This is a genomic window from Ruegeria sp. AB8, assembly GCF_056542605.1.
In genome coordinates this window covers 64,336-90,187 of the sequence record NZ_JBQGAB010000006.1, presented here as the reverse complement: position 1 = coordinate 90,187, position 25,852 = coordinate 64,336, and the positions used below count along the sequence as shown (strand labels likewise).

27 protein-coding genes and 3 tRNA genes are annotated in these 25,852 nt (G+C 57.6%); 18 read left to right on the top strand and 12 right to left on the bottom strand.

Annotation, left to right across the window (positions count from 1 at the left end; genetic code table 11):
* Positions 1-137 precede the first annotated feature (137 nt).
* The 4 genes from purL (at position 138) to grxD (ending at position 3,362) form a co-directional block, all read left to right on the top strand.
* The gene (gene purL / locus ACR0CG_RS07980) at positions 138-2,297 is read left to right on the top strand and encodes a phosphoribosylformylglycinamidine synthase subunit PurL (protein WP_480523942.1); all 2,160 of its coding nucleotides are present in this window, start codon (positions 138-140) and stop codon (positions 2,295-2,297) included.
* Positions 2,298-2,440: 143 nt separating this feature from the next.
* Positions 2,441-2,677: a BolA/IbaG family iron-sulfur metabolism protein gene (locus tag ACR0CG_RS07975; protein WP_170676953.1), complete on the top strand. Its 237-nt coding sequence runs from the start codon at positions 2,441-2,443 to the stop codon at positions 2,675-2,677.
* A gap of 45 nt (positions 2,678-2,722) precedes the next feature.
* Positions 2,723-3,013 (top strand): hypothetical protein, encoded by a 291-nt coding sequence (locus tag ACR0CG_RS07970; RefSeq protein WP_480523940.1) that lies wholly within the window; start codon positions 2,723-2,725, stop codon positions 3,011-3,013.
* The gene (gene grxD / locus ACR0CG_RS07965) at positions 3,000-3,362 is read left to right on the top strand and encodes a Grx4 family monothiol glutaredoxin (RefSeq protein WP_170616867.1); all 363 of its coding nucleotides are present in this window, start codon (positions 3,000-3,002) and stop codon (positions 3,360-3,362) included. The genes ACR0CG_RS07970 and grxD overlap by 14 nt, the downstream gene beginning before the upstream one ends.
* Positions 3,363-3,369: 7 nt before the next feature.
* Here the strand turns inward: grxD and ACR0CG_RS07960 are convergent, their stop codons facing one another.
* From ACR0CG_RS07960 to ACR0CG_RS07950, 3 genes are read right to left on the bottom strand one after another with little or no spacing between them, the layout of a single operon-like run.
* The gene (locus ACR0CG_RS07960) at positions 3,370-3,711 is read right to left on the bottom strand and encodes an MliC family protein (RefSeq protein ID WP_480523938.1); all 342 of its coding nucleotides are present in this window, start codon (positions 3,709-3,711) and stop codon (positions 3,370-3,372) included.
* A 2-nt stretch (positions 3,712-3,713) separates the two neighbouring features.
* Positions 3,714-4,109 carry a cell division protein ZapA gene (locus ACR0CG_RS07955; protein ID WP_480523936.1) on the bottom strand — a complete coding sequence of 132 codons (396 nt, stop codon included), beginning with the start codon at positions 4,107-4,109 and terminating at the stop codon, positions 3,714-3,716.
* Positions 4,109-4,906, bottom strand: coding sequence for a hypothetical protein (locus ACR0CG_RS07950; protein ID WP_480523934.1), 798 nt, complete (start codon positions 4,904-4,906; stop codon positions 4,109-4,111). The genes ACR0CG_RS07955 and ACR0CG_RS07950 overlap by 1 nt, the downstream gene beginning before the upstream one ends.
* A 235-nt stretch (positions 4,907-5,141) precedes the next feature.
* Here ACR0CG_RS07950 and tkt point away from each other — a divergent pair, with 235 nt between their 5' ends.
* Positions 5,142-7,166 (top strand): transketolase, encoded by a 2,025-nt coding sequence (tkt, locus tag ACR0CG_RS07945; RefSeq protein WP_480523932.1) that lies wholly within the window; start codon positions 5,142-5,144, stop codon positions 7,164-7,166.
* A 56-nt stretch (positions 7,167-7,222) separates the two neighbouring features.
* Here tkt and ACR0CG_RS07940 read toward each other — a convergent pair whose 3' ends face one another.
* Positions 7,223-8,182, bottom strand: a complete 960-nt coding sequence (locus ACR0CG_RS07940; protein WP_480523931.1) for a DUF808 domain-containing protein — start codon at positions 8,180-8,182, stop codon at positions 7,223-7,225.
* A gap of 182 nt (positions 8,183-8,364) precedes the next feature.
* Here ACR0CG_RS07940 and gap (ACR0CG_RS07935) point away from each other — a divergent pair, with 182 nt between their 5' ends.
* The 3 genes from gap (ACR0CG_RS07935) to gap (ACR0CG_RS07925) all read left to right on the top strand — a co-directional run bounded on the left by gap (ACR0CG_RS07935) (position 8,365) and on the right by gap (ACR0CG_RS07925) (position 10,667).
* Positions 8,365-9,366: a type I glyceraldehyde-3-phosphate dehydrogenase gene (gap, locus tag ACR0CG_RS07935; RefSeq protein ID WP_480523930.1), complete on the top strand. Its 1,002-nt coding sequence runs from the start codon at positions 8,365-8,367 to the stop codon at positions 9,364-9,366.
* A gap of 71 nt (positions 9,367-9,437) precedes the next feature.
* Positions 9,438-9,581 carry a hypothetical protein gene (locus tag ACR0CG_RS07930; RefSeq protein ID WP_480523928.1) on the top strand — a complete coding sequence of 48 codons (144 nt, stop codon included), beginning with the start codon at positions 9,438-9,440 and terminating at the stop codon, positions 9,579-9,581.
* A gap of 81 nt (positions 9,582-9,662) precedes the next feature.
* Complete coding sequence (gene gap / locus ACR0CG_RS07925; RefSeq protein WP_480523926.1) at positions 9,663-10,667, top strand: type I glyceraldehyde-3-phosphate dehydrogenase; 1,005 nt, start codon at positions 9,663-9,665, stop codon at positions 10,665-10,667.
* Here the strand turns inward: gap (ACR0CG_RS07925) and coaD are convergent.
* From coaD to ACR0CG_RS07910, 3 genes are all read right to left on the bottom strand, one after another.
* Positions 10,659-11,150, bottom strand: a complete 492-nt coding sequence (gene coaD / locus ACR0CG_RS07920) for a pantetheine-phosphate adenylyltransferase (RefSeq protein WP_170616849.1) — start codon at positions 11,148-11,150, stop codon at positions 10,659-10,661. The genes gap (ACR0CG_RS07925) and coaD overlap by 9 nt on opposite strands.
* Before the next feature lie 85 nt (positions 11,151-11,235).
* Complete coding sequence (locus ACR0CG_RS07915; RefSeq protein ID WP_480523925.1) at positions 11,236-11,673, bottom strand: CBS domain-containing protein; 438 nt, start codon at positions 11,671-11,673, stop codon at positions 11,236-11,238.
* 63 nt (positions 11,674-11,736) lie between these two features.
* On the bottom strand, positions 11,737-12,639 hold the full coding sequence (locus tag ACR0CG_RS07910) for a LysR family transcriptional regulator (protein ID WP_170616845.1): 903 nt from the start codon (positions 12,637-12,639) through the stop codon (positions 11,737-11,739).
* Between the two features lie 103 nt (positions 12,640-12,742).
* Here ACR0CG_RS07910 and ACR0CG_RS07905 point away from each other — a divergent pair, with 103 nt between their 5' ends.
* On the top strand, positions 12,743-14,242 hold the full coding sequence (locus ACR0CG_RS07905; protein WP_170806277.1) for a CoA-acylating methylmalonate-semialdehyde dehydrogenase: 1,500 nt from the start codon (positions 12,743-12,745) through the stop codon (positions 14,240-14,242).
* Positions 14,243-14,442: 200 nt separating this feature from the next.
* Positions 14,443-15,027, top strand: coding sequence for a L,D-transpeptidase (locus tag ACR0CG_RS07900; RefSeq protein WP_170676933.1), 585 nt, complete (start codon positions 14,443-14,445; stop codon positions 15,025-15,027).
* Positions 15,028-15,077: 50 nt separating this feature from the next.
* Here the strand turns inward: ACR0CG_RS07900 and ACR0CG_RS07895 are convergent, their stop codons facing one another.
* Positions 15,078-15,557, bottom strand: a complete 480-nt coding sequence (locus ACR0CG_RS07895) for a fasciclin domain-containing protein (protein ID WP_170616841.1) — start codon at positions 15,555-15,557, stop codon at positions 15,078-15,080.
* 71 nt (positions 15,558-15,628) lie between these two features.
* Positions 15,629-16,480 (bottom strand): class I SAM-dependent methyltransferase, encoded by an 852-nt coding sequence (locus ACR0CG_RS07890; RefSeq protein ID WP_480523922.1) that lies wholly within the window; start codon positions 16,478-16,480, stop codon positions 15,629-15,631.
* Positions 16,481-16,623: 143 nt separating this feature from the next.
* On the opposite strand from ACR0CG_RS07890, the gene ACR0CG_RS07885 reads away from it, so the two are divergent.
* The 5 genes from ACR0CG_RS07885 to ACR0CG_RS07865 all read left to right on the top strand — a co-directional run bounded on the left by ACR0CG_RS07885 (position 16,624) and on the right by ACR0CG_RS07865 (position 21,366).
* The gene (locus ACR0CG_RS07885) at positions 16,624-17,739 is read left to right on the top strand and encodes a carboxylate-amine ligase (RefSeq protein ID WP_480523920.1); all 1,116 of its coding nucleotides are present in this window, start codon (positions 16,624-16,626) and stop codon (positions 17,737-17,739) included.
* Positions 17,740-17,862: 123 nt separating this feature from the next.
* A complete protein-coding gene (locus ACR0CG_RS07880; protein WP_170616835.1) occupies positions 17,863-19,005 on the top strand; it encodes an acyl-CoA dehydrogenase family protein in 1,143 nt (380 codons plus the stop codon).
* A gap of 7 nt (positions 19,006-19,012) precedes the next feature.
* Positions 19,013-20,053 (top strand): enoyl-CoA hydratase/isomerase family protein, encoded by a 1,041-nt coding sequence (locus tag ACR0CG_RS07875; RefSeq protein WP_480523918.1) that lies wholly within the window; start codon positions 19,013-19,015, stop codon positions 20,051-20,053.
* Between the two features lie 2 nt (positions 20,054-20,055).
* Positions 20,056-20,928 (top strand): 3-hydroxyisobutyrate dehydrogenase, encoded by an 873-nt coding sequence (gene mmsB, locus ACR0CG_RS07870; RefSeq protein WP_480523916.1) that lies wholly within the window; start codon positions 20,056-20,058, stop codon positions 20,926-20,928.
* Between the two features lie 108 nt (positions 20,929-21,036).
* The gene (locus ACR0CG_RS07865; protein WP_480523914.1) at positions 21,037-21,366 is read left to right on the top strand and encodes a hypothetical protein; all 330 of its coding nucleotides are present in this window, start codon (positions 21,037-21,039) and stop codon (positions 21,364-21,366) included.
* Between the two features lie 15 nt (positions 21,367-21,381).
* Here the strand turns inward: ACR0CG_RS07865 and uvrA are convergent, their stop codons facing one another.
* From uvrA to ACR0CG_RS07850, 3 genes are all read right to left on the bottom strand, one after another.
* Complete coding sequence (gene uvrA, locus ACR0CG_RS07860; protein WP_480523912.1) at positions 21,382-24,240, bottom strand: excinuclease ABC subunit UvrA; 2,859 nt, start codon at positions 24,238-24,240, stop codon at positions 21,382-21,384.
* A 174-nt stretch (positions 24,241-24,414) separates the two neighbouring features.
* Positions 24,415-24,491 (bottom strand) — tRNA-Asp (locus ACR0CG_RS07855).
* Between the two features lie 52 nt (positions 24,492-24,543).
* A tRNA-Asp gene (locus ACR0CG_RS07850) sits at positions 24,544-24,620 on the bottom strand.
* Between the two features lie 222 nt (positions 24,621-24,842).
* On the opposite strand from ACR0CG_RS07850, the gene ACR0CG_RS07845 reads away from it, so the two are divergent.
* The 3 genes from ACR0CG_RS07845 to ACR0CG_RS07835 all read left to right on the top strand — a co-directional run bounded on the left by ACR0CG_RS07845 (position 24,843) and on the right by ACR0CG_RS07835 (position 25,797).
* Positions 24,843-24,917: transfer RNA gene (locus tag ACR0CG_RS07845), tRNA-Val, on the top strand.
* Positions 24,918-25,078: 161 nt separating this feature from the next.
* A complete protein-coding gene (locus ACR0CG_RS07840; RefSeq protein ID WP_480524135.1) occupies positions 25,079-25,699 on the top strand; it encodes a hypothetical protein in 621 nt (206 codons plus the stop codon).
* Entirely contained in the window at positions 25,687-25,797 is a 111-nt protein-coding gene (locus ACR0CG_RS07835; protein WP_480523910.1) for a VPLPA-CTERM sorting domain-containing protein, read from the top strand. Before ACR0CG_RS07840 ends, ACR0CG_RS07835 begins: the two co-directional genes overlap by 13 nt.
* Positions 25,798-25,852 lie beyond the last annotated feature (55 nt).

The window sequence follows — 25,852 nt, the reverse complement described above, 5'->3', positions numbered from 1 at the left end:
CTTTTTTGCCCGGGTAATTGCTCTCCTCCTAGCTTTCGGCCCGGTTCTTGCGCCCTGCGCGGTCTTGACCCTTCCCACGGGCGCGCCCATGGCCTAAAAGGCGCGCAATCTCGGCCATCTCGGACACAGGACAAACCATGCAAGAGCCCGCCATCACCCCGGATCTGATTGCAGCACACGGGTTGAAACCCGAAGAATATGAAATGATCCTGGAGATCATCGGGCGGGAGCCGACATTTACCGAGCTTGGCATCTTTTCGGCCATGTGGAACGAACACTGTTCCTACAAGTCCTCGAAGAAATGGCTGCGCACGCTGCCCACCTCGGGGCCTCAGGTCATTTGCGGCCCTGGTGAGAATGCGGGCGTGGTGGATATTGGCGACGGTCAGGCCGTCGTCTTCAAAATGGAAAGCCACAACCACCCCTCGTATATCGAGCCCTACCAAGGGGCGGCGACCGGGGTGGGCGGCATTCTGCGCGACGTATTCACCATGGGCGCGCGTCCGATTGCGTCGATGAACGCACTGTCCTTTGGAGAGCCGGGCCACCACAAGACACGCCAACTGGTCAACGGCGTGGTTGAAGGGATTGGCGGCTACGGCAACTGTTTCGGTGTTCCCTGTGTGGGCGGCGAAGTCCGTTTTCACCCTGCCTATAACGGCAACTGCCTTGTGAACGCGTTCGCCGCCGGCCTCGCTGACAGCGACAAGATCTTCTATTCCGCCGCATCGGGCGTCGGTATGCCTGTCGTTTATCTGGGAGCCAAAACCGGCCGCGACGGCGTTGGCGGTGCGACAATGGCTTCGGCTGAATTCGATGACACCATCGAAGATAAACGCCCCACCGTGCAGGTTGGTGACCCCTTCACCGAAAAGCGTCTGATGGAAGCAACGCTGGAATTGATGCAGACCGGCGCTGTGATTTCGATCCAGGACATGGGCGCCGCCGGCCTGACTTGTTCGGCTGTTGAAATGGGCGACAAGGGCGGCCTTGGTGTGCGTCTGGATCTGGAAAACGTGCCTCAGCGCGAAGAAGACATGACCGCGTATGAGATGATGCTGTCGGAATCCCAGGAACGGATGCTGATGGTCCTCAAGCCGGAACTTGAGGCCGAAGCCCGTGCAGTATTCGAAAAATGGGATCTGGATTTCGCGATCGTTGGTGAAACGATTGCCGAAGACCGCTTCCTGATTATGCACAATGGCGAAGTCAAAGCTGACCTTGTCCTGTCGAAACTGTCCTCGACCGCACCGGAATATGACCGCCCGTGGGAGCCGACGCCGGAGGCCGAGGAACTGGCCGACGTGCCACAGATCGATCCGATCGACGGATTGAAGGCCCTGTTGTCCTCTCCCAACTACGCGGGCAAGCAATGGGTTTATGAACAGTACGACACCCTGGTGATGGCGGATTCCACCCGCACACCGGGATTGGGCGCTGGCATGGTTCGCGTTCATGGCACTGACAAGGTATTGGCCTTCACCTCGGACGTTACCCCGCGCTATGTGCGCGCCAACCCGGTTGAAGGCGGCAAGCAGGCCGTGGCCGAAGCCTATCGCAACCTGACAGCCGTCGGGGCCAAGCCGCTGGCCACGACCGACAACCTGAATTTCGGCAACCCGGAAAAGCCCGAGATCATGGGCCAGTTTGTCGGCGCCATTCAGGGCATCGGCGAAGCCGTTGGCGCGCTGGATATGCCGATCGTGTCCGGCAACGTGTCGCTTTACAACGAAACAGATGGTCAGGCGATCCTGCCGACCCCGACCATAGGCGCGGTGGGTCTGCTGCTGCATTCTGACGAGATCATCGGCAACGAAGTCCGCGAGGGGCATGTAGCGCTGGTCATCGGCGAAACCAAAGGTCATCTGGGTCAGTCCGCCCTGCTGGCCGAGGTGTTCAACCGCGAGGACGGTGATGCGCCCCATGTCGATCTGGCGGCCGAGGCCCGCAACGGAGATTTCATCCGCACCAACCGCAACATGATCAAGGCGTGTACCGATCTGGCCGACGGCGGCCTTTCTCTGGCCGCTTTCGAGCTGGCCGAAGCGTCTGGTGTCGGCGTTCAGTTGGACGAGGCATCGACCGAGTTCCTGTTCGGTGAAGATCAGGCCCGTTATCTGGTCGCCTGCAACTTCGATCAGGCCGAGGCGCTGATGATCGCCGCCGGTCAGGCCGGTGTCCCTCTGGTCTCGGTTGGCAGGTTCACGGGCGATGCTGTCAGGATCGGAAGTTCGGAAGCGCCGCTGTCGGAACTGGCGGAAATCTTCCGTGGCAGCTTTGCCGCTGCGGTGGCCTGACGCCCACCCTGCATACATCCCAAACTCAGAAATCCTGCGCGCGCGACCGGGCGCGGGATTTGTAAACGTGGTCGCCCCGAGGCACCTTGCACGCCCCTGCGCATCGCTCTACATCTTGGGAAAGACCTTCAGGAGTAACCTTTATGCCGATGAGCGCCCACGAAATCGAACACCTGCTGCGCGAAGCCTTTCCGGATGCGAAGATTCAGGTTGGCGGGCATGATGGTGTTCATATGTCTGCCATGGTCGTTGACGAAAGCTTTCGCGGAAAGAACAGAGTGCAGCAACAGCGCGCAGTCTACGCCGCGTTGAAAGGCAAAATGGACGGCCCGGATGGCGAGCTACACGCGCTGGCTTTGACTACAAAAATTCCGGAATGATCAGACCCGGCGTCATCACTCGCAAACCCCAGCGGAGGCCTGAAAATGAGTGATCTGATGCTTGGCGTTTGCATTGTAGTTGGATTGATTGTTGCCGCAGCGCTGATTGAAGCCTATTTGAAGCGCAACAAGAAACGCTCGCTGGCCGATATGCGTCCTGATCCGGGCGAAATCAGCCAGGTGGGCGGAATAGAGAGATACGGGCTGGATCCGTTGTCTTTGGCGCAGGCCGAGCATCGGCGGCTCGAAGCGGAAGGATGGGGTCCAGAGGCCCCACAAAACGAAACAACCGCCCCGGATGCGGGTGAAGAGGACAAGCAAGATGAGCGACGTTAAGACCCAGATCGACGAAACCGTCAAAGCCAACGACGTGGTGCTGTACATGAAAGGCACCAAGGAAATGCCGCAGTGCGGATTTTCGTCCCGCGTGGCCGGTGTCCTGAACTACATGGGTGTTGACTACACCGACGTGAATGTTCTGGCCGACGAAGAAGTCCGTCAGGGCATCAAGGACTATTCCGACTGGCCGACGGTGCCGCAGCTTTTCGTCAAAGGCGAGTTCGTGGGCGGCTGTGACATCGTTACAGAAATGACCTTGTCGGGTGAACTGGACACACTGTTTGACGAAAACGGCGTCGGCTACAACAAGGAAGCAGCCGACAAAATCCGCGAAGCAAACGCCTGATCGGCGCTTACCGGCTGCTGCATTCCTGATAAATGACCTGCTCACTGGCGGCGCTTCCTGCCGCCAGATAGCTGATCGAAGCGTTCCAGCCCTTGGAACGCAGAATATACGTTCCCTCTGTGCCCAGAGACTCGTAGCGAATCCCGGATCCGCTTTCGACCTGGCGCATGGCGACCAGAGTGTTGTCGACCATGACCGCCGCAGCACCTGATCCATCGATCGAATTAAAGTAGCTCACATGCAGCGGCACTTCGTTTTCGCAGGTGAAAGTCACTGATAATATGTCGATCTCGGCCAAAGCGGCCGATCCTGACATCAGCAGTCCAAAGCATGCCAGATTGCGCAGCATTCTCATCCCGCGGACTTCTCTTCCAGCATTGACGCCAGCGCTTCGGCCCGCGCAGCCAGTTCTCCCAAGGTGTCGGTCACCGATGGCGGCACGACTGCCACTTCAACACGCTCGGGTTCCGGCGGTGGTGTATTTCGCAGCGTCTCTAGCTCCGCTTGGAACTCGGCGAGCTTTGCCTCAAGGGATTTGACCTTTTCTTCGGTTCCGGCGGTTTTGTCCGCCAGCATCAGGCCAGCCATCAGCAGCATTCGTGATTCCGGCATGCGCCCAATCTGGTCCGACAGAACCTGAGCCTCGTCGTCCAGCATTTGGGCCGCAGCCTGCAGAAATTGCTCTTCACCTTCCTGGCACGAGACGTCAAAACCACGACCACCGATATGAATGGTTACTTCGGGCATCACTCCACCTCACCTTCTGCCAACTTTGCCTGTGACAGCAACGGTTCCAGCCGTGCCAGAACCGCATGCGCCTCAGCTGCATCCGTCGCCTGAGCGGCACGCGTTGCTTCCAACTCGGCGACTGTGGCGCGGTTCAGCATCTCGGCATCCGGCAGACCGTCCTGCACGGCGGCGCGCAACTCATCAACCGAACGCCGCAACTGTTCGTTGGCTTTGCGCATGCGCTGCAGATCGTCATCCAACCGCGACATCGCAGCCCCGTGGCTTGACCGTTCCGCCCTCAGCATTTCCAGTTCGGCGTTAAGCTCTTCCAGACGCTCGGTGTCGGCGATCTCTGACAGCAGTCGGGCATTTTCGGCCTCAAGCTCCTGCAGCTTTCCACTCAATGCGCTTAACCGAGTGTTTTCGGCCTTCAGCGCCTCCAGTTCCTCACGGTTGTCCAGCGCAGCCTTGGCGTCGGCAAGCTCTGCCCGCGCAGCCTCAACCGAGGCCAGTCTGTCATTGGCATCGGCAAGTTGTTGGCGCAGTGCCGTTTTCTCGGCGTCATCAACAGGAACGTTGCGCAAAGCCTCCATATCGGCGCGCATCGCGTCGACTTCCTGTTCGTGACGTTCTTTCAGAGATTTCAGCCGCTCTTCCAACTGCGCATTCGCCACACGCTCGTCCTCAAGCGCGACGCGCAGTTCGTCATCTGCACCTTCTTTGGCTGGTGCTGTGTCCTGAATGGCCGCTACACCCGCGCCAATCCGCTCCATCGCGGCGGTCAGGCGACGCTGTAGTTCTTCGATCTGGCTCATGCCCCTGTCACCTCATTATCAAGGTTCGTTATCTCTCGGGTTTGTCCGAATCAATGCAAACCACTTCTGTGCCTAGTCTAACGGATTGTTCCGGAAAATACCCACTGTTTGCTTTCAACGACTTGGACCGTCTTCTTGAAGCGGCCACCTCATGGAATGCCCGGTTCCACTTGAACTTTGGGGGCTGAGTGTTATTGAGCGCGCAACCTGCCCGTAACCCAAAGGAACAACGCCCGTGGACCTGACTGCGCTGCGCAATGCCAACCCCGAACACTGGGACAAAGCTGCGGCCATCCGCACCTTGACCCTCGACGCCGTCGCCGCCGCCAATTCCGGCCATTCCGGCATGCCGATGGGCATGGCCGATGTTGCGACCGTACTGTTCGAAAAGCACCTGAAGTTTGATGCGTCAGCCCCGAACTGGCCCGACCGCGACCGGTTCATTCTGTCGGCGGGTCACGGCTCGATGCTGGTTTATTCGCTGCTGTATCTAACCGGCCATGCAGATGTGACGCTGGATGAGATCAAGAACTTCCGCCAGTTGGGCGCAAAAACGGCGGGCCACCCGGAAAACTTCCTGATCGAAGGTGTTGAGACAACCACCGGCCCGCTGGGTCAGGGCATCTCGAACGCCGTCGGCTTTGCCATGGCCGAGGAAATTCAGCGCGCGCATTACGGCAAGAAGGTCGTCGACCACTACACCTACGTGATAGCGGGCGACGGCTGCCTGATGGAAGGCGTCAGCCAGGAAGCCATCACTCTGGCCGGCCGTCATGAGCTGAGCAAGCTGATCGTGTTCTGGGACAACAACAACATCACCATCGACGGCACCGTCGATATGGCCGACCGCACCGACCAGGTGCGCCGATTCACGGCTTCGGGCTGGCAGGTGATCGAAATCGATGGCCATGACCCCAAGGCTATCGACGCCGCCATCGTACAGGCGAAGAAATCCAACAAACCGACCATGATCGCCTGTGAAAGCCATATCGCACTGGGTCATGCGGCGCAGGATACGTCCAAGGGGCACGGCGCACTGACCGATCAGGATCAGCTGAAGGCGGCAAAAGAGGGCTACGGCTGGCCTCATGACGCATTCGAAATCCCCGCCAACGTAAAGTCTGCCTGGGAAGTTATCGGCGCCCGTGGCGCGACCGAGCGCGCTGCGTGGCAGGAGCGTTTTGCGCAACTGTCCGAACGCAAGCAGGCCGAGTTCAACCGCGCCTACGCGTTTGAAGCACCCAAAAAACTGGCCGGTGCTATCCGCTCGTTCAAGAAACAGATGTCGGAAGACCAGCCGAAACTGGCAACTCGGGCCTCGTCCGAGAAGGTTTTGAATGTCGTGAACCCGATCATGACCGAGACCGTGGGCGGCTCGGCGGACCTGACCGGTTCGAACAACACCAAATCCGCCGATATGGGCGTGTTCCTGCCGGAAAACCGCAAGGGCCGTTACATTCACTACGGCATTCGCGAACATGGTATGGCCGCTGCGATGAATGGCATGGCGCTGCACGGCGGCATCCGCCCTTATGGCGGCACATTTATGGCCTTCACCGACTATGCCCGCCCGTCCATGCGCCTGGCCGCACTGATGAAGGTGCCTTCGGTCTTCGTCATGACCCACGACTCGATCGGTCTGGGTGAAGACGGCCCGACCCACCAGCCGGTCGAGCATCTGGCGATTTCGCGCGCGACACCAAACACCTACGTTTTCCGCCCTGCGGATACGGTCGAGACAGCCGAAGCATGGGAACTGGCACTGACATTCAAAGAAAGCCCCTCGGTCCTGTCCCTGACCCGTCAGGGCGTGCCCACCGTACGCAAGGACCACAAGGCCAGAAACCTGACCGCACAAGGCGCATATGTTCTGGCCGACGCGGAAGCCAAGCGTCAGGCCATCCTGATCGCCACCGGTTCGGAAGTCTCGCTGGCGATGGAAGCCAAAGCCATGCTCGAAGCCGAAGGCATCGGCACCCGTGTCGTTTCCATGCCTTGTATGGAACTGTTCGCCGAACAGGACGAAGCCTATCGCAAACGCGTTCTGCCCGCAGGTGCCGTTCGTGTCGGTATCGAGGCCGCCGTCCGCGCCGGTGGCTGGGATCGCTGGCTGCTGGGCGAGCGTGGTCGCGAGGTCAAGGCCGGTTTCATCGGCATGTCGAGCTTCGGCGCTTCAGCCCCGGCTGGTGAGCTTTACAAGCATTTCGGTATTACTGCCGAGGCTACTGTTGCCAAGGTCAAGGAATTGCTGGGCCTTTAAGCGCAACCAGAAAAATCAAGCAAAGGGCGGCTCTGGCCGCCCTTTTCCATTTGGTTTCAGTGAGATCCGGACTTTCCAATGATCGGCATTATCACTTTGGTTGCAAGCGGGATTAGGATCAGACCCCAGACCAAACCGAACACACCGTCCATAGTGGCCTTGGATGTCCATTCCACCGCGCCAACCCACTGATCGGACACGGAATGACCGATGGCATAGGCCCAATCATGGATGTGGTGGCCCAGCCAGCCAAACCCAAGAACCTCCATCCCGTGGATCACAATTGAACCTCCGACCCACAGCATCGCGGCAGTTCCCACAATCGACAAGGTTTTCATCACGGCAGGCATGGCCCGCACAAGTCCCCTGCCCAGCCCCCGGCCAATAGGTGTCGGGGCGTTATTCGCCAGATAAAGTCCCACGTCGTCCATCTTCACGATTAACGCGACCGAGCCGTAGACCGCTACCGTCACGCCGATCCCTACAACGGCCAGTGTTGCGGCCTGCATCCATAAGTTCGGGGCCTCGATCGCCGCCAGCGCAATGGTCATGATTTCAGCAGACAGGATAAAATCGGTTTTGATGGCACCCTTGACCTTTTGTTCCTCAAGATGGCCCGGATCGCGCACGCTCATATCCTGTTCAATCGCGTGACTCCCGTGCGGGAACAGAACATGAAAGATCTTTTCGGCCCCTTCGAAACACAAGTATGACCCGCCAAGCATCAAAAGTGGTGTGATCAGCCAGGGTGCGAAATTGGCCAGCAGCAAAGCCACCGGCAGCAACAGAATGATCTTGTTGAAGATCGAGCCGCGCGCGATACGCCAGATGATCGGCAACTCCCGTGCTGGCGCAAAGCCCTGCACGTATTTCGGAGTAACAGCCGCGTCATCAATGATGACCCCTGCGGTCTTGGCCCCGGCCTTGCCGGCGGCAGCCACCACATCGTCCACCGAAGCTGCTGCTACCTTGGCAATCCCTGCCACATCGTCCAACAGGGCCAACAGACCACTCATCGCGTTTCCTTTCCTGTCACCTGCCGCAACCGAGACCCTACCCGATCTCACGGCTAGCGCAAGCGTTAGCGCAATCGCGTGAGGTTTGCGCTAACACCTTAAAAATATGCCATTTTTGCCCTTTTGAGAATTCGCTTTCACCGTTATATGGCCCCCAAAGCAAGCGCATTTGGAGACGTCATATGACCATCAAGGTCGGTATCAATGGTTTTGGCCGCATTGGCCGCTGTACCCTGTCACATATCGCGGCATCCGGCCGTAACGACATCGAGGTGATCAAGGTCAACGCCACCGGACCGCTGGAAACCTCGGCACACCTGCTGAAATATGACAGCATTCACGGACGTTTCCCGCGTGACGTTTCCATTAACGGCAACACCATGGATTTGGGCCGCGGCCCGATGCAGATGTTCTCGACCTACGATATGAGCGAACTGGACTGGGAAGGCTGTGACGTCGTTCTGGAATGCACTGGCAAGTTCAATGACGGTCTTAAAGCAAAGACCCACCTGGACCGTGGCGCGCAGAAAGTTCTGTTGTCGGCGCCGGGCAAAAACGTCGACAAGACAATCGTCTTTGGCGTGAACCACAACGGTCTGACCGCTGCGGACAAAATGGTTTCCAACGGCTCTTGCACCACCAACTGCCTTGCTCCGCTTGCCAAGGTATTGGACGAAGGCATCGGCATCGAACACGGCATCATGACCACGATCCATGCCTATACCGGTGACCAGCCGACCCTGGACCGCCGCCACAGCGACCTGTACCGCGCCCGCGCAGCCGCCATGTCGATGATCCCGACCAGCACCGGTGCCGCCAAGGCGCTGGGTGAGGTTCTGCCCAAACTGAAGGGCCGTCTGGACGGGTCGGCCATCCGCGTTCCAACACCGAACGTTTCCGCCGTGGACCTCAGCTTCCGTGCGTCGCGCGATGTTACGGTCGAAGAGGTTAACGCGATCGTTCAGGAAGCTGCGCAAGGCCCGATGCAGCGCGTTCTGGGCTACGAACCCGCGCCGCTGGTCTCGACCGACTTTAACCACACCGAAGAAAGCTCAATCTTCGCGCCGGACCAAACCCGCGTGGTCGACGGACGTATGGTCCGCGTTCTGGCATGGTACGACAATGAATGGGGCTTCTCTGTCCGCATGGCGGATGTCGCCGTTGCAATGGGTCGTCTTAACTAAACCAGCCGACTGTTATTGAACATTTTGGCCCGCTCAGGTTATCTGGGCGGGCCTTTTCCTGCGGTGCGCAAATGACCAATCAAATCGCCATCTGGCTCGGCCTGTTCATCCTCGGCGGTTTCTTCCTCGACTTTGCATTGTTCGGAACCGAACATTTGTGGTTCCTTGCCAAAAAACTCTACAGCTTTCTCGACTGGCTCGCTTTCTGGCGCTGACAGAGGTTTTACTTGACATTTTCTGTTATCTGGCTTTGTTAGCGCTAACCTTATTCAGGCCCACAATCGACGGAGCAGAAAATGACACTAAAGCTGGCAATCAACGGATTTGGGCGGATCGGACGTGGTGTGTTGCGCGCGGTCATGGAAACAGGCCGTACAGACGTCGAGATCGTGGCAATCAACGATCTGGCAAAACCGGAAATAAACGCCCATCTTTTCGAATTCGACAGCGTCCATGGGCGTTACACACGGCCTGTTCGGTTGACAGATGCCGGATTGGATGTCGGATCCGGACCCATCAGGCTTTCCAGTGAACGCGACCCCGAAAACCTGAACTGGTCCGATGTGGACGTGGTTCTTGAATGCACCGGTGTTTTTCGCACGCGCGAAGCCGCATCACGTCATTTCGAGAACGGTTCAAAAAAGGTCCTGATTTCGGCCCCTGCGCGCGGTGATGGCGCGGTCAAGACAATCGTATTTGGGGTAAACGACAAAGACCTGACGGCCGCTGACACTGTTGTATCAAACGCGTCGTGCACAACGAACTGCCTGGCCCCCGTTGCCGCGGCACTGGATGCCGGGCTGGGCATTGTGCATGGCAACATGACGACGGTGCATGCCTATACGGCCAGTCAGCCGGTCCACGATACCGCAGGCAAGGACCCTTACCTGTCACGAGCCGCCGCGTTGTCGATGATTCCCACTACGACGGGCGCAGCATCTGCTGTCGGCCTCGTGCTGCCCCAACTGGCCGGCAAACTGACGGGCCAGGCCATTCGCGTTCCCACACCGAATGTGTCGGTCGTTGACCTGGTCGCCGAGGTGTCGCGACCAACCACGGAGGCCGAAGTAAATGCGCTGTTTACGGATGCTGCTTCCAGGATCCCGGGTGTTCTGGCTGCCGAGACCCGTCCGCTGATTTCAGTGGATTTCAACCACGATGCCCACAGCTCGACCGTGTCCCTGCCGGAAACAAAAGTCACTGACGGAACACTGGTCAGGGTTCTGGCGTGGTATGACAATGAATGGGGCTTTTCGAAGCGGATGCTGGATACGGCCGCCGCGATGGGTGCCCTAGCCTAACCTCTTGCGCAAGGCGTCATTGACGAGGGGCGTAACGAATTTCGATACGTCCCCGTCCAGCCGGGCAATCTCTTTCACAAGTTTCGAGGCAATGGCCTGGTGTCGAGCCTCGGCCATCAGGAAAACGGTCTCAACCGTATCATCCAGCGCACGGTTCATTCCGACCATCTGGAATTCATATTCAAAATCCGCCACAGCTCGCAATCCGCGCACAATGATCTGGGCGCCAACATCGCGGGCGCAATCGATCAGCAGATTTTCAAATGGATGGGCGACGATCTCGGTTCCGGTCTGATCGCTCAGATGGGCACATTCGGCCTCGATCATGGCTACGCGTTCTTCCAGCGAGAACAACGGCCCCTTGTCGCGGTTGATTGCAACGCCGATGACCAGTTTATCCACCAGGGCCGAGGCGCGGCGGATAATGTCGATATGTCCCAGGGTGATTGGGTCAAAGGTTCCCGGATATAATCCAACCCTCATCGAGACCTCCTGCGCAACAAAATTTCTGCGCAAGCAAACACAACTCTGCCGCAGGTGCAAGAGGGCCCGTTACATGCAAAGGGCATCAATGCCCCATGATCATGCCTTCCAGCGCGTCTTTCTCCATCGCCAATTCGGACAGCTGCGCTTTGACAACGTCGCCCAAAGTGACGATACCGACCAACTTGCCCTCTTCTATGACGGGCATATGTCGAAAGCGCCCCTCGGTCATGCGCGACATGATGTCTTGCACTGAATCCTGCCGCGATGCGGTCACAAGCTCGCGGGTCATGTACGTGCTGACCGGCTGTGTCAAGCAACCGCTGCCGCTAGCCGCCAACTCGCGTACAATGTCGCGCTCCGACAAGATCCCGGCCGCTGTTTCTCCGCCATCATCGGACACAACCACCGTCCCGATCCGTTTATCCGCAAGGATCTGGGCCGCCTCGGACACGGTAGCCGAAGGTTGAACGGTCACTACCCCGCTGGTCGCCTTGGATTTTAGAATGGCCTGTACAAGCATTTGCAAAAAACCTCCGGACTAACGTACTGTTTTTTCAAAGCCTTGCCCGAATGTTTGCACCTGTCAAGGTGCAGCTTGAGCCTCAAGCCGCGCGACCTCTTCGCGGATGCCCTGCGTCAGCGCGTCGGCAAAGCGATTCAGTCGCTCATTGCGCTGATCTCCGAGGTGCCGGACCAGATGGAAACTGCGTGTCAGACTGACCTGATCCGTCAATATTTTCCGCAGGTTCGGATGGAACGGAAGCGTGAAATCATGCGCGACGCAGATGCCGCTGCCAAGCGTGACCTGGCGCAGCTGAACTGAGACGGAATTCGATGCAAGCGCGACACGGTCAACGCCAAGATCGACGAGATAATCCAGTTCACGATCAAAGATCATATCAGGAATGTAACCAATCATCCGGTGCCCTCGCAGGTCGTCCACAGAATGAATGGCGTCATGCTGTGCCAGGTATTCCTGCGTGGCAACCAGATGCAGTCGGTAATCACTGATCTTCTGGACAAGCAATTTCCCTGCCGTCGGGGCGCTGACGGTAACTGCCATGTCAGCCTCGCGCCGGGACAGATTGATGACCCGCGGCAGGGCCAGAATCTGTATGTCCAGATCCGGGTTTGCATCACAGATCTTTGCGCAGACCTGAGGCAGCAGGTAATTGGCGCTGCCATCCGGTGCACCGATCCGTATCTGGCCGCTCAGCGTTTTGGAGGATCCCGTAACTGTTCCGGCTGCTGCCCGCATCGCCTCTTCGGCTTGTAATCCATGCTCGACCAACCGTTCGCCGGCAGTGGTCAGAATGTATCCCTGCTGAGATTTTGAGAATAGCGGTGTTTCCAGCGCGGTTTCCAGCCGGGCGATTCTACGCCCAACGGTTGCAGCGTCGATCTTCAACAGGCGGCCGGCGGCAGACAGGCTTTGTTCACGGGCCACCGCCAGAAACACCCGCATATCATCCCAGTTCCGGTTCATCCCAGACCTCTGCATTTTTGCAAAACTTCTTTGAGACATTGCCTCTGTTCAAGTGATTTATGCAAGCCTATTGTGCGCGCAACTTACTTCGGAGGAATTCGCTATGACTGAACTGACCCATTTCATTAACGGCGAAAACGTGGCCGGATCGTCCGGCCGCTTTGACGACGTCTTCAACCCTGCAACGGGCGAAGTGCAGTACAAATGCCCGATGGCAAGTGCCGCTGAAACCACTGCTGCAATTGCCAGCGCCGCCGCCGCACAACCGGCCTGGGGCGCGACCAACCCACAGAAGCGTGCGCGCGTGATGATGGCCATGGTCGGCCTGATGAACCGCGATATGGACAAACTGGCCGAGGCGCTGAGCCGCGAACACGGTAAAACCATTCCAGACGCCAAGGGTGACCTGCAGCGTGGTCTGGAAGTAATCGAATACTGCATCGGTGCGCCTCAGATGCTGAAGGGTGAATTCACCGACAGCGCGGGCCCCGGCATCGACATGTACTCCATGCGCCAGCCGCTGGGCGTAGTCGCTTCGATCATGCCGTTCAACTTCCCGGCGATGATGCCGCTGTGGCATGTCGGCCCTGCCCTGGCCTGCGGCAACGCCGTGGTGCTGAAGCCGTCCGAGCGTGACCCGTCCGTGCCGCTGATGCTGGCTGAGCTGTTCGTCGAGGCCGGTCTGCCGAAAGGCGTGTTCCAGGTCGTCAATGGCGACAAAGAAGCTGTGGATACGCTGCTGGACAGCGAAGTCATTCAGGGCGTGTCCTTTGTTGGTTCGACCCCGATTGCGCAATACATCTATTCGCGTGCCACTGCGAACGGCAAACGCGCGCAGTGCTTTGGCGGTGCGAAGAACCACATGATCGTCATGCCTGACGCGGATCTGGATCAGGCGGCCGATGCGCTGGTTGGCGCAGGCTTTGGCGCGGCGGGCGAACGCTGCATGGCCATTTCTGTCGCCGTTCCGGTGGGTGAGGAAACAGCCGACGCGCTGATCGAGAAACTGATCCCCCGTGTCGAAAAGCTGAAGGTCGGCCCCTACACCGCGGGCGACGATGTCGACATGGGGCCCGTTGTCACCGGTGCCGCGAAAGAGCGCATTCTGGGTCTGATCAACTCGGGCGTGGAACAAGGCGCGAAACTGGTTGTCGATAACCGCGACTTCAGCCTGCAAGGCTATGAGGACGGCTTCTTTGTCGGTCCGCACCTGTTCGATCACGTGACCCCGGACATGGACATCTACAAGCAGGAAATCTTTGGCCCGGTTCTTTCGACTGTCCGTGCCGGCTCCTATGAAGAAGCGCTGAAGCTGGCGATGGACCACGAGTACGGCAACGGCACCGCGATCTTCACCCGTGACGGTGACACTGCGCGGGACTTTGCCAGCCGCGTGAACATCGGCATGGTGGGCATTAACGTTCCGATCCCGGTTCCGCTGGCCTACCACACCTTTGGCGGCTGGAAGAAATCCATGTTCGGCGACCTGAACCAGCACGGTCCGGACAGCTTCAAGTTCTACACCCGGACCAAAACCGTAACGTCGCGCTGGCCGTCCGGAATCAAGGAAGGTGGCGAGTTCAACTTCAAAGCGATGGACTGATCCGCACATCGGACCTAAAAATCAATATGCCCGGCCTGCCGCAGGCCGGGCTTTTTTTCGGCAAAGCACAGCCAACGGGGACCATTTCACGAAAAATTCAGACGCAAAGCTCTGGAAAACCGAACCGGCTGACAATATTTTAGCGCCAAATAAATACCCGAGCAGTTCCTGAACCGGAGGCCAACTTGTCAAATCCCCGCATGACCCGCCGCTCTGCATTGCTGGGCGCAGCGACCTTTCTGGCGACGCCTGCCCTGGTACGCGCGCAAAGTCTTGACGCATTTCCGCAGGAAGAAGAAGCCATCAGCACGCAGTTGCCGGTGCGGCGCAATGTGTCCTCGTTCTCGCAGCAGAACTGGCAGGATCACTTCAATGAATTGGGCGTCGGATGCCTGCTGGCCGATATTACCAGCCGCGCCGTTCACTACTGGGCTCCGGATGGGACCTATAAACTCTATCCCAGCTCGGTTCCGATGAGCGAGGAATTGACCAAACGCGGGTATACCGAAGTTGTGCGCAAGCGGGAAAACCCCAGCTGGACCCCGACTGCATCTATGCGCGAGCGTGACCCGAACCTGCCGGTGCGAATGGAAGGTGGCGACCCGGGCAATCCGCTGGGAACCCGCGCAATGTATCTGGGCTGGCCTGCCTATCTGGTGCATGGAACGCATGATACGCGCAAAATCGGTCGCCAAAGCTCGTCCGGCTGCATTGGTCTGTACAATCAGCATGTCGAACAGTTGTACCCGCTGGTGCAGATCGGCACACAAGTCAGACTGATCTGACAAAAAAACCCCGGCCTCAAGGCCGGGGTTTTTCATTTTCGTTGGGAAACTTATTCAGGCAGGATCACCGCGTCGACAACGTGGATCACGCCGTTGCTGGCTTCGATATCAGCCTGCACCACCTTGGCACCATTAACCTTTACGCCGTTTTTCGCGTTCACACTAAGGCGGTCGCCCTGGACGGTCAGCACCTTCGCGCGCTTACCTGCAATGTCCCCTGACATCACTTTGGCCGGAACCACGTGATAAGTCAGTATGGAAACCAACTGATCTTTGTTTTCAGGCAGTAGAAGCGATTCAACGGTACCTTCGGGCAATGCCGCAAACGCCTCGTCGGTCGGGGCAAAAACAGTGAAAGGTCCGTCGCCTTTCAAAGTGTCAACCAGCCCTGCAGCCTGAACTGCGGCGACAAGAGTGGTGAATGATCCGGCCGAGACGGCGGTATCAACAATATCGGACCCGGCACGAGCCTGCATTGGCAAAGTCAGTGCAATCGCGGCGGCGGCGCCCAGGAATGTGCGGCGAAACATGGCTGTCATCTCCTCTCCAGCTTGTTATGGAAAGGATTACGGCAGCCCCGGCGTGGCGGATCACTTTGAAGTCAAGATTTTCTGAGCTGAACCCAAATACTCTGCGCCCGTCCGTCCTTCAGGAATGGCAAGGCCTCGACCGCGTCCGGGCGTTCCCGTTGAAGATAATATCCCGGCCAAAGCATTGAATATAAACCTGATTGCAGCAATGCGTGCAGCATGTACTGTTCGCCCCATCCGGGGCAATCATAGAAGAAACGAGTGGGGTATTCGTAGGGCAAAAAAACATCGTGCACGTGGATGACGACACCGGGTTTCAGGGCCGGAATGATGCGACAGAACAGATGCGCGACGTCGTTGCTCATGCGGACCACATGGCTGGAATCGATGAAAAGAACGTCGCCTTCTTGCAGGTTTTCAAACAGCGCCGGATCGACATCTTCCAGCCGTTTTTGTTCAAAATCATCCACGACATGCGCAATATCCGCCCTCGGATACGGATCGATTGCCGTAATGCGGGTGTTCAGCCCGCCATCAATGATCGCTTGTCGCGTGACGCGGGTTGAATTGCCACACCCGACCTCGATCACATGTTTCGGCTTGAATCTGCGGATCATCAGATAAAGCGCGTCCGCATCCGGGCTGTCATAGTATCCGTTCCCGATGCGATAGCCGGTCTTGTTGCGCGCCGGGTCTTTCAATGCCGCCAGCGCCTCGGCATGTTCGTGATATTCCTCGACCAGCGGGCCGACATCAAACCCGTCCATTCCCGGAGAAAGGGCATATGCAGGGCGTTCCAATCCGCCTGCCCGTTCAAAGCTTTCCAGCCGAGCGCGCTCATCCCGTTCAGTGACTTTGTCGATCAGCTTGACGCCGAAGCGATCCAGAATTGCATTGGTCCGCGGGAATTTCCTGGGTTTCACGCCGCCGTCTCCGATCCCTGGTTGAACACTCCCCGCTCCTTACCTGTGCCGACCAAGGCTTCGCAAGCACCTGCGCGGCAAACACTTGGCAAAAGGGCAAATTCCGTATTCACTGGCGTGAACATAAAGACCGGAGGGCCGCCATGCAGCAGGAATTCACGCTGGGTATTGAAGAGGAATACCTGCTTGTGGACCGCGACAGCCTGCAATTGTCCGAAGCACCTGCCGCTATGATGGATGCTTGCCAGGCCGATTTTGAAGGTCAGGTCAGCCCTGAATTCCTGCAATGCCAGATCGAGGTGGGAACCCGCCCTCATGCCACGATTGGCGCGGCCCGTGAGGACCTCAAGCGGTTGCGGTCTTGCGTAGCCACGCGCGCCGCTGAATACAATCTTGCCCCGATTGCCGCATCCTGCCATCCCTTTGCAAAGTGGAAAGACCAGCATCATACACGCAAGGATCGCTATGACGCCTTGCAACATGCCCTTGGCGGTGTTGCGCGACGCATGCTGATCTGCGGCATGCATGTTCACGTCGGCGTCGAAGACAAGGCGCTGCGTGCCGATCTGATGCCACAACTGTCCTACTTTTTGCCGCACCTGCTGGCTCTTTCCACATCCTCTCCGTTCTGGAGCGGTGAAGACACAGGGTTGTCCTCCTATCGGCTGACCGTGTTCGACAACCTGCCCCGAACCGGATTGCCTCCGGTACCGGCCAGTTGGGCTGAATACGAGCGTACGACAGGAATCCTTGTGGAACTCGGCGTCATCGAAGACACCTCAAAGATATGGTGGGACCTGCGCCCCTCGCATCGGTTTCCGACGTTGGAAACCCGTATCATGGATGTGCAGCCCCGGCTGGAACACGCCCTTTCGCTGGCTGCGATGATCCAGGCGCTGACCCGGATGCTGTGTCGTTTGAAAGACCGCAACCTGCGCTGGCGTCACTATGACCGGTTCCTCATCGGCGAAAACCGCTGGCGTGCACAACGGTACGGCGTTGGCGAAGGGCTGATCGATTTTGGCGACCGGTCAATCAAGCCAATGCCTGAACTGATTGGTGAACTGATGGGAATGCTTGCGGAAGATACCGAGGCGTTGGGCACGATGACCGAATTGGCCCGCCTTCGGCAAATTGCGGAAAACGGAACGTCCGCCACACGCCAGCGCCGTGTACACGCCGAGGCCGTGGCAAAAGGGGACGATCCCGGTCAGGCGGTCGTGAAGCACCTGATCGAGGAATTCCACGAAGATCTCTGATATCGCGCACCCGGGCCGATCAATACCATAACCTTACTTCCCGTGATTGCTGATCGTGCAAAATTTCTGTAACGATTGGGAAATAAACAATCGTTCAATTCAGCATCGACGGGAAGGATTGGCATGGATTTCGCGCTGACCGAGGAACAGACAGCTATCTTCGACATGGCCTATGCATTTGGGCAGGAAAACATCGCTCCGTTTGCACGGCAATGGGAGGCGGATGGAACCATTCCCAAAGACCTTTGGCCCCGGATCGGCGAACTGGGCTTCGGTGGCTTGTATGTCTCTGAGGACGCAGGAGGATCGGGTCTGAGCAGGCTGGATGCAACGCTGGTTTTTGAAGCTTTGTCCATGGCCTGCCCGTCGGTTGCAGCCTTTCTGTCGATCCACAACATGTGCGCAAAGATGCTGGACAGTTTCGCCAGTGACGAGCTGAAATCACGTATCATGCCGCAGGTGCTCAGTCTTGATACGGTCCTCAGCTACTGCCTGACCGAACCGGGCTCGGGCTCGGACGCTGCAGCCCTCAAAACCCGCGCCGAGCGTACAAACGAAGGTTACACGCTGAACGGCACCAAGGCGTTTATCTCGGGCGGTGGCTACTCTGATGCTTATGTCTGCATGGTGCGCACAGGTCAGGATGGTCCAAAGGGGATTTCGACCGTTTATGTCGAAGACGGAACGCCCGGTCTCAGCTTCGGGGCGCTTGAGCAGAAAATGGGTTGGAAAAGCCAGCCGACGGCGCAGGTGCAGTTCGATGACTGCAAGATACCATCGGGGAACCTGGTCGGCACCGAAGGGGATGGATTCAAGTACGCCATGATGGGACTGGACGGCGGGCGTTTGAATATCGCCTCCTGCTCTCTGGGTGCGGCGCAAACCGGCTTGGACATGACCTTGCAATACATGTCCGAGCGTAAAGCATTCGGTCAATCCATCGACCAGTTTCAGGCCCTGCAGTTCCGCCTGGCCGATATGGAGATTGAACTGCAGGCCGCGCGCGTCTTCTTGCGGCAGGCCGCGTGGAAGCTGGATCAAGGCACGCCCGATGCCAGCAAGTTCTGCGCGATGGCCAAAAAGTTCGTTACCGAAACGGGATCAAAAGTCGTCGATCAATGTCTGCAGTTGCATGGCGGATACGGCTATCTGGCCGATTACGGGATCGAAAAGCTTGTGCGTGATCTGCGCGTGCATCAGATATTGGAAGGCACCAACGAGATCATGCGCGTGATCGTCGCCCGCCAGATGCTTGCCCAACGCTGAGGATCAAATGCCAGATATCGACATCCGTGTGACAGGCCGCGCCGGGCGCATCACTTTGACTCGGCCCAAGGCGCTCAACGCGCTTAGTTATGACATGTGCATGGCCATAGACAGTGCCCTGCGGAACTGGCGCGAAGATGACTCGGTTGACCTGATCATTATTGATGCCGAAGGCGAAAAGGCCTTTTGCGCCGGAGGTGACATTGCCGAGCTTTATGAAACGGGCATGAAAGGCGATTTCGCCTATGGTCAAACCTTTTGGCGCGATGAATACCGGCTGAATGCCCTGATCTTCGAATACCCCAAACCGGTGATCAGCTTTCTGCAGGGTTTCACAATGGGCGGCGGTGTTGGCATCGGGTGCCACGGAAATCACCGGATCGTGGGCGAGACCGCGCAGATCGCATTGCCTGAATGCTCCATCGGACTGGTTCCGGACGTCGGCAGCACGCTGATGCTGGCCCTGGCACCCGGCCGGTTAGGTGAATATCTGGGAACAACCGGACGACGCATGGGGCCAGGTGATGCGATTTATGCCGGATTTGCCGATCACTATATCCCGCAGTCCCAATGGTCCGATCTCATGGAACTGCTCGAAGCCTCTGGTGATGCCGAGATACTGGCCAAACACGCGCAGACACCGCCGGAGAGTACATTGGAGCAGGACCAACCTGTGATCGATGACATATTCTCGGGCGAGGCGCTGGGCGACATCCTGACCAATCTGCGTAACGCTGATCCGGATTTCTCCACCAAAACTCTGGCCACACTCGGACGGCATTCACCTTTGTCGATGGCCTGTTACGTAGAAATGCTGCATCGATTGCGTGGGCCATCGCTGACGATACGCAAAGCGTTGGAACTGGAATTCCGGTTTACGTTCCGCGCCATGGAACACGGGGATTTTCTGGAAGGCATCCGCGCGCAGATCATAGACAAGGACCGCAATCCTAGGTGGAGCTTTGCGGATCAATCCGTACCGGCGGTCGCTGTTTCGAAAATGCTGCAACCACTGGGCGCGGACGCACTGACATTCGAGGAGGAATAAGGATGAAAATCGGGTTTATCGGCCTTGGCAACATGGGCGCACCGATGGCCGCCAATCTGGCGAAGGCCGGGCATGTCGTGATTGGCTTTGACATGGCAGACGTCACAGTCGAAGGGGTCACCATGGCATCTTCCGGGGCCGAGGCCGTCGCCGGAGCAGACGTGGCAATTACGATGCTTCCAAAAGGTCAGATCTTGCGATCTGTCGCCGACGAGATTGTTCCGGCCATGCAGAAAGGCGCCACCTGGATTGATTGCTCAACCGTCGACGTCGACAGCGCGCGTGCGGTGGCGGATCAGGCCCTGGCAGCCGGGTTAAGAGCCGTCGACGCTCCGGTTTCAGGCGGTATTGGGGGCGCCGCAGCTGGTACGCTGACTTTCATGGCAGGTGGTTCGGAAGAAGCGTTTGCAACGGCCGAACCGCTGTTCGACATCATGGGCCAGAAGGCCGTTCATTGCGGCGATTCCGGCGCGGGTCAGGCGGCAAAGATCTGCAACAACATGATCCTCGGCGTCACCATGATCGCGACCTGTGAGGCTTTTGCACTGGCCGACAAGTTGGGGTTGGATCGCCAAAAGATGTTTGATGTCGTCAGTACATCGTCCGGATATAGCTGGACAATGAACGCCTATTGCCCTGCCCCCGGTGTTGGTCCCACCAGTCCGGCCGACAACGGCTACAAGCCAGGTTTTGCTGCAGAGCTGATGCTGAAGGATTTACGCCTTAGCCAGCAGGCCGCGGAAGGGTCGGATGCCGACACACCCATGGGCCAGGCTGCAACGGCCTTGTATGAACAATTTGTCGAAGCTGAAGATGGGTTGGGGAAAGACTTTTCCGCCATGCTGCCCCGGTTTGAAAAGAGAGGCCGGAGCTGAGGCGCGTAATGCAGTTTTTTGCTGACCCGAAAACAGTTGTTTGTCGTCACTTCTTTGTCCCGGTCTGTACGTGCTAAAACCAGTGCAGAATAATTGCAGGGGCCGCCGATGAAAACTCTCAGAACTTTTGGATCCATCGCCTTGCTGGTGATCAGTACGGCTGCGGTCGAAGCTGGCAACGGCAAGGGAAAGGCCGGGCACTGCCCGCCCGGTCTGGCCAAAAAGGCAGTCCCCTGCGTGCCACCAGGACAGGTCAAAAACCTATATCGGACGGGCGACCGCATCGAACGGGACTATGTCTGGATCGACGATCCCTATCGTTACGGCTTGAAACGAGGCGGCAATTACGTTCGCGCCGGCGACTATGTCTACAGAATCGATCCTGAAACGCGGAAAGTTCTCAACCTGATCGGCGCCGTGGCGGATATCCTGTACTAGGAAACTGCCGGGCCGCTATTCTGCAGCGACCCGGTCCAAATTCAACATCGGCCTGAGGTAGTGCCCGGTATGGCTGCCCTCACACTCCGCAACTTGCTCGGGTGTGCCCTCGGCAACAATCTGTCCGCCGCCATCGCCACCTTCCGGGCCAATATCGATGATCCAATCGGCGGTTTTGATCACATCCAGGTTGTGTTCGATCACAATGACCGTATTTCCTTGATCCACAAGTTCGTGCAGTACTTCCAAAAGCTTGCGCACATCTTCAAAGTGCAGGCCGGTGGTCGGTTCATCCAGAATATACAGCGTCCGCCCGGTCGAACGTTTGGACAGTTCCTTTGAAAGCTTGACCCGCTGCGCCTCACCACCCGAAAGCGTGGTGGCCTGCTGTCCGACCTTGATATAACCCAGACCAACCCGCGCCAGTGCGTCCATCTTGTCGCGAATGGAAGGCACGGCTTTGAAGAAGTCCTGCGCGTCTTCCACCGTCATATCAAGAACATCCGCGATGGACTTACCCTTGAATTTGATCTCCAGTGTCTCGCGGTTGTACCGCGCACCCTTGCAGGTTTCACAGGTCACGTAGACATCCGGAAGGAAGTGCATCTCGATCTTGATGACCCCGTCACCCTGACAGGCCTCGCACCGACCTCCCTTGACGTTGAAGCTGAACCGTCCAGGTTTGTACCCTCGTGCCTTGGCCTCGGGCAGACCGGCAAACCAGTCGCGGATCGGGGTGAACGCCCCCGTGTAAGTTGCTGGATTTGAACGCGGAGTCCGCCCAATGGGTCGCTGGTCGATGTCGATGACCTTATCCAGATGCTCCAGTCCCTTGATCGTCTCGCACGGCGCAGGTGTCTGGCGCGCACCATTCAAGCGCATCGACGCCGTTTTGAACAGCGTCTCAATGGTCAAAGTGGACTTCCCGCCGCCGGAAACTCCGGTCACACAGACAAACTTGGCCAAAGGAAACCCAGCCGTCACATTCTTCAGGTTGTTCCCGGTCGCATTGACCACCGACACCTTCTTCTTATTGCCCTTGCGCCGTTCAGCGGGCACCGCGATCTCGCGCGTTCCGGCCAGGTATTGCCCCGTGATCGAGGCCGCATCCGCTGTTATTTCCGCAGGTGTTCCCTGGCTTACGACCTGCCCGCCATGCACACCGGCGCCGGGACCAATATCAAAAACGTAATCAGCCTCACGGATGGCTTCTTCGTCATGCTCAACAACGATCACGGTATTCCCTTGATCGCGTAGGTTCTTGAGCGTTCCAAGCAGACGGTCATTGTCGCGCTGGTGCAATCCGATTGACGGCTCGTCCAGCACATACAGAACCCCTGTCAGACCCGAACCGATCTGGCTGGCCAACCGGATCCGCTGGCTTTCGCCACCAGACAGGGTTCCACTTGAACGTGACAGCGTAAGATATTCCAAACCAACATTATTCAGGAATCCAAGTCGTTCGCGGATTTCCTTCAGAATTGCGCGCGCAATCTCGTTTTTCTGCGTGCTCAGATGGTTCGGAGCATCCTCGATCCAGGCCAGAGCCTCCTTGATCGACATCTGAACCACCTGCCCAACATGCAGGCCCGCGATTTTGACGGCCAGGGCTTCGGGACGCAGACGGTAACCATCACATGTGCCGCACGGACGGTTATTCTGATAGCGCTCGAATTCTTCGCGAATCCAGGCGCTGTCGGTCTCGCGGTAACGGCGTTCCATATTGGGAATTACGCCCTCAAAACTGCGCGTCACCTGATAAACCCGTCCACCTTCGTCGTAACGGAACTGTATTTCCTCGTCGCCCGACCCCCGAAGAAACACCTGCTGAACCTTCTCCGGCAGGTCTTTCCATGGGGTGTTCTTGTCGAACTCAAAGTGGCGGGCGATGGCTTCGATGGTTTGCAGGAAGTACGGCGATTTACCCTTTCGCCACGGCGCCAGTGCACCATCATACAGTTTCAGTGTCTGGTCCGGCACCACGAGACGCTCATCGAAAAACAGTTCCACTCCCAGACCGTCACAATCCGGGCATGCCCCAAACGGTGCGTTAAACGAGAACAGGCGCGGCTCGATCTCGGGAATCGTGAAGCCGCTGACCGGACAGGCAAAATTCTCGCTGAAAGTGATACGTTCGGGGTCTCCTTCGCGCGGCGCGGTTTCCAGAATCGCGATTCCATCGGCCAGATCCAGCGCAGTCCGCAGGCTGTCGGCCAGACGTGTTTCCATCCCTTCGCGTACAACCAGACGGTCGACTACGACGTCGATGTCATGGCGAAACTTCTTGTCCAGAGTGGGCGGCTCATCAAGTTCATAGAACTCCCCGTCCACCTTGACGCGCTGGAAGCCTTGTTTGCGAAGTTCCAGAAACTCCTTTTTGTACTCCCCTTTTCGGTCCCTCACGATGGGGGCCAGAAGGTATCCGCGCGTCCCTTCCTCCATCGCCATGATGCGGTCGACCATGTCCTGCACCTGTTGCGCCTCAATGGGCAGACCCGTGGCAGGGCTGTAGGGCGTCCCTGCACGCGCGAACAGCAGGCGTAGGTAGTCGTAAATCTCGGTTACCGTGCCAACGGTGGAGCGTGGGTTCTTCGACGTCGTTTTCTGCTCGATGGAAATCGCCGGGGACAGGCCGCTGATATGGTCAACGTCGGGCTTTTCCATCATGTCCAGAAACTGGCGCGCATAAGCGGACAGGCTTTCGACATAGCGCCTTTGACCTTCGGCATAGATGGTATCAAAGGCCAGCGACGACTTGCCCGAACCAGACAGACCTGTAATCACCACAAGCTGATCGCGTGGAATGTCAACATCAATACTTTTGAGGTTATGCTCGCGCGCGCCGCGCACCTCGATATTCTTCAGCTCAGCCATTTCGGCCCCCAACAGACAAGTGTCCTAGAAATAGGCGAGCCAGGCTGAGTCTCCAACACAAAAGTTAGAACAAAGTGTGAACAGTCGGATTATTGCCGACAACTCCTGACATCAGCCCCATGTCGATCGCCCCAATGGGCAATTGTTTTCGGTCAATCTACGAAATCAGGGAAATGGCGCGGTTGACGGGGCTCGAACCCGCGACCCCCGGCGTGACAGGCCGGTACTCTAACCAACTGAGCTACAACCGCGCATTTAGGGTCTATGTCTGATCCATTGACCCGGATCACAGGCTGGCAGCGATGGCGCGGTTGACGGGGCTCGAACCCGCGACCCCCGGCGTGACAGGCCGGTACTCTAACCAACTGAGCTACAACCGCCCGCTGCCCGTTCGCTCTGAACGTTGGGGTGTATTATGGCCACGCCCGGGCATCGTCAAGCGGCGTTTTCAAGTTTTTTGCCTTATCCTGATTTTTTCCCGAACCCACCCTTTGAACAGGTGCCGGGTTCTGCGTGAAATGCGCTGAGGGCAAGCAAAGTTTCTGCGCCACCTGCATCTGATCTTGCGAACCGGACTGACACACTGTAAGAGGCGGCCTCACGGGTGATTAGCTCAGTGGTAGAGCGCTTCGTTCACATCGAAGATGTCAGGAGTTCAAATCTCTTATCACCCACCATCTTTTCAATGATTTGTCGGATCTGGTGACAGGAATGGGTGCCAGAAGCCAAAACGCGGCAAGGCGTCCAAGCCTCATTTCTCTAAGAGAACCGCCTCTACGACTAGTTGCAAAGTGATACTTCACTAACTAATCTGGAGACATTGATAGAGGGTATTGCGATGAAACATATTTTTGCGGCGTTAGCCGTGTGCTTGGCCAATGCAGCCAGTGCTTTGACGGTTACGTTCGATCACAACCCGGTTTATCCCAATGCGGGTGGTGGACCTGCGACGTCCAACGGGTTCATCTACGATTACAGCACGACCTATCTGGGCGGGAACTACCTGTACCTGCATTCCGATAGCGGCATTCTGACGTCAACAATCAGAGCCATAAGCGGAACAACATACACGGCAAAATCTATTGATGTTTGGGGCGCATTGCGGATTTTCATGTCGGGATCGGGGCCTAGACCGGCAGACGATAACAGCCAAGCCTACTTCCAGTGGGCAACGTCAGGAATTGCGCCGGTGGCAACTCTGACTTTCACTGGAGTACGAAACGGGGCTACGGTGGCTACGCAGTCAATCGGCCCGACGCAGACACAATTTACGTCGGACAGTGTCATACCGAAACTAAAGAAGCTTAGGTTATCTAGCGGGTTCTCTCATATCGATCAGTTGATACTTACCGTGACAACCCGATCAGTGGCCCCTATTGGAATGACTTATACGACCCGTTCGGACCCAACACGGTTTGGTGTAACGATTGGTGTGCCAGTTATCGGGTGGACAATCTAAAAGTATCAGCCGTTCCCCTGCCCGCCAGCGGACTGCTACTGATAGGCGCAATAGCTGGGCTGTTTGGAATCAGGCGACGTAGAATAACCGCCTACTAGAGTCTGGCTGGAAGCCCGGTGACACCAAGGCTGGCTTACGCGTGCTTCCAGAACT

What these genes read in the sequence shown, in the direction of transcription:
- ACR0CG_RS07905 (WP_170806277.1), top strand. Translation starts at nt 12,743, where the DNA reads ATGACTGAACTGACCCATTTCATTAACGGCGAAAACGTGGCCGGATCG.
- ACR0CG_RS07950 (WP_480523934.1), bottom strand. Translation starts at nt 4,906, where the DNA reads ATGAGCCAGATCGAAGAACTACAGCGTCGCCTGACCGCCGCGATGGAG.
- ACR0CG_RS07840 (WP_480524135.1), top strand. Translation starts at nt 25,079, where the DNA reads ATGAAACATATTTTTGCGGCGTTAGCCGTGTGCTTGGCCAATGCAGCC.
- ACR0CG_RS07895 (WP_170616841.1), bottom strand. Translation starts at nt 15,557, where the DNA reads ATGTTTCGCCGCACATTCCTGGGCGCCGCCGCCGCGATTGCACTGACT.
- mmsB (WP_480523916.1), top strand. Translation starts at nt 20,056, where the DNA reads ATGAAAATCGGGTTTATCGGCCTTGGCAACATGGGCGCACCGATGGCC.
- ACR0CG_RS07900 (WP_170676933.1), top strand. Translation starts at nt 14,443, where the DNA reads ATGACCCGCCGCTCTGCATTGCTGGGCGCAGCGACCTTTCTGGCGACG.
- grxD (WP_170616867.1), top strand. Translation starts at nt 3,000, where the DNA reads ATGAGCGACGTTAAGACCCAGATCGACGAAACCGTCAAAGCCAACGAC.
- ACR0CG_RS07970 (WP_480523940.1), top strand. Translation starts at nt 2,723, where the DNA reads ATGAGTGATCTGATGCTTGGCGTTTGCATTGTAGTTGGATTGATTGTT.
- ACR0CG_RS07940 (WP_480523931.1), bottom strand. Translation starts at nt 8,182, where the DNA reads ATGAGTGGTCTGTTGGCCCTGTTGGACGATGTGGCAGGGATTGCCAAG.
- ACR0CG_RS07915 (WP_480523925.1), bottom strand. Translation starts at nt 11,673, where the DNA reads ATGCTTGTACAGGCCATTCTAAAATCCAAGGCGACCAGCGGGGTAGTG.
- purL (WP_480523942.1), top strand. Translation starts at nt 138, where the DNA reads ATGCAAGAGCCCGCCATCACCCCGGATCTGATTGCAGCACACGGGTTG.
- ACR0CG_RS07875 (WP_480523918.1), top strand. Translation starts at nt 19,013, where the DNA reads ATGCCAGATATCGACATCCGTGTGACAGGCCGCGCCGGGCGCATCACT.
- gap (WP_480523930.1), top strand. Translation starts at nt 8,365, where the DNA reads ATGACCATCAAGGTCGGTATCAATGGTTTTGGCCGCATTGGCCGCTGT.
- gap (WP_480523926.1), top strand. Translation starts at nt 9,663, where the DNA reads ATGACACTAAAGCTGGCAATCAACGGATTTGGGCGGATCGGACGTGGT.
- uvrA (WP_480523912.1), bottom strand. Translation starts at nt 24,240, where the DNA reads ATGGCTGAGCTGAAGAATATCGAGGTGCGCGGCGCGCGCGAGCATAAC.
- ACR0CG_RS07880 (WP_170616835.1), top strand. Translation starts at nt 17,863, where the DNA reads ATGGATTTCGCGCTGACCGAGGAACAGACAGCTATCTTCGACATGGCC.
- ACR0CG_RS07975 (WP_170676953.1), top strand. Translation starts at nt 2,441, where the DNA reads ATGCCGATGAGCGCCCACGAAATCGAACACCTGCTGCGCGAAGCCTTT.
- ACR0CG_RS07960 (WP_480523938.1), bottom strand. Translation starts at nt 3,711, where the DNA reads ATGCTGCGCAATCTGGCATGCTTTGGACTGCTGATGTCAGGATCGGCC.
- ACR0CG_RS07955 (WP_480523936.1), bottom strand. Translation starts at nt 4,109, where the DNA reads ATGCCCGAAGTAACCATTCATATCGGTGGTCGTGGTTTTGACGTCTCG.
- coaD (WP_170616849.1), bottom strand. Translation starts at nt 11,150, where the DNA reads ATGAGGGTTGGATTATATCCGGGAACCTTTGACCCAATCACCCTGGGA.
- ACR0CG_RS07885 (WP_480523920.1), top strand. Translation starts at nt 16,624, where the DNA reads ATGCAGCAGGAATTCACGCTGGGTATTGAAGAGGAATACCTGCTTGTG.
- ACR0CG_RS07930 (WP_480523928.1), top strand. Translation starts at nt 9,438, where the DNA reads ATGACCAATCAAATCGCCATCTGGCTCGGCCTGTTCATCCTCGGCGGT.
- ACR0CG_RS07910 (WP_170616845.1), bottom strand. Translation starts at nt 12,639, where the DNA reads ATGAACCGGAACTGGGATGATATGCGGGTGTTTCTGGCGGTGGCCCGT.
- ACR0CG_RS07865 (WP_480523914.1), top strand. Translation starts at nt 21,037, where the DNA reads ATGAAAACTCTCAGAACTTTTGGATCCATCGCCTTGCTGGTGATCAGT.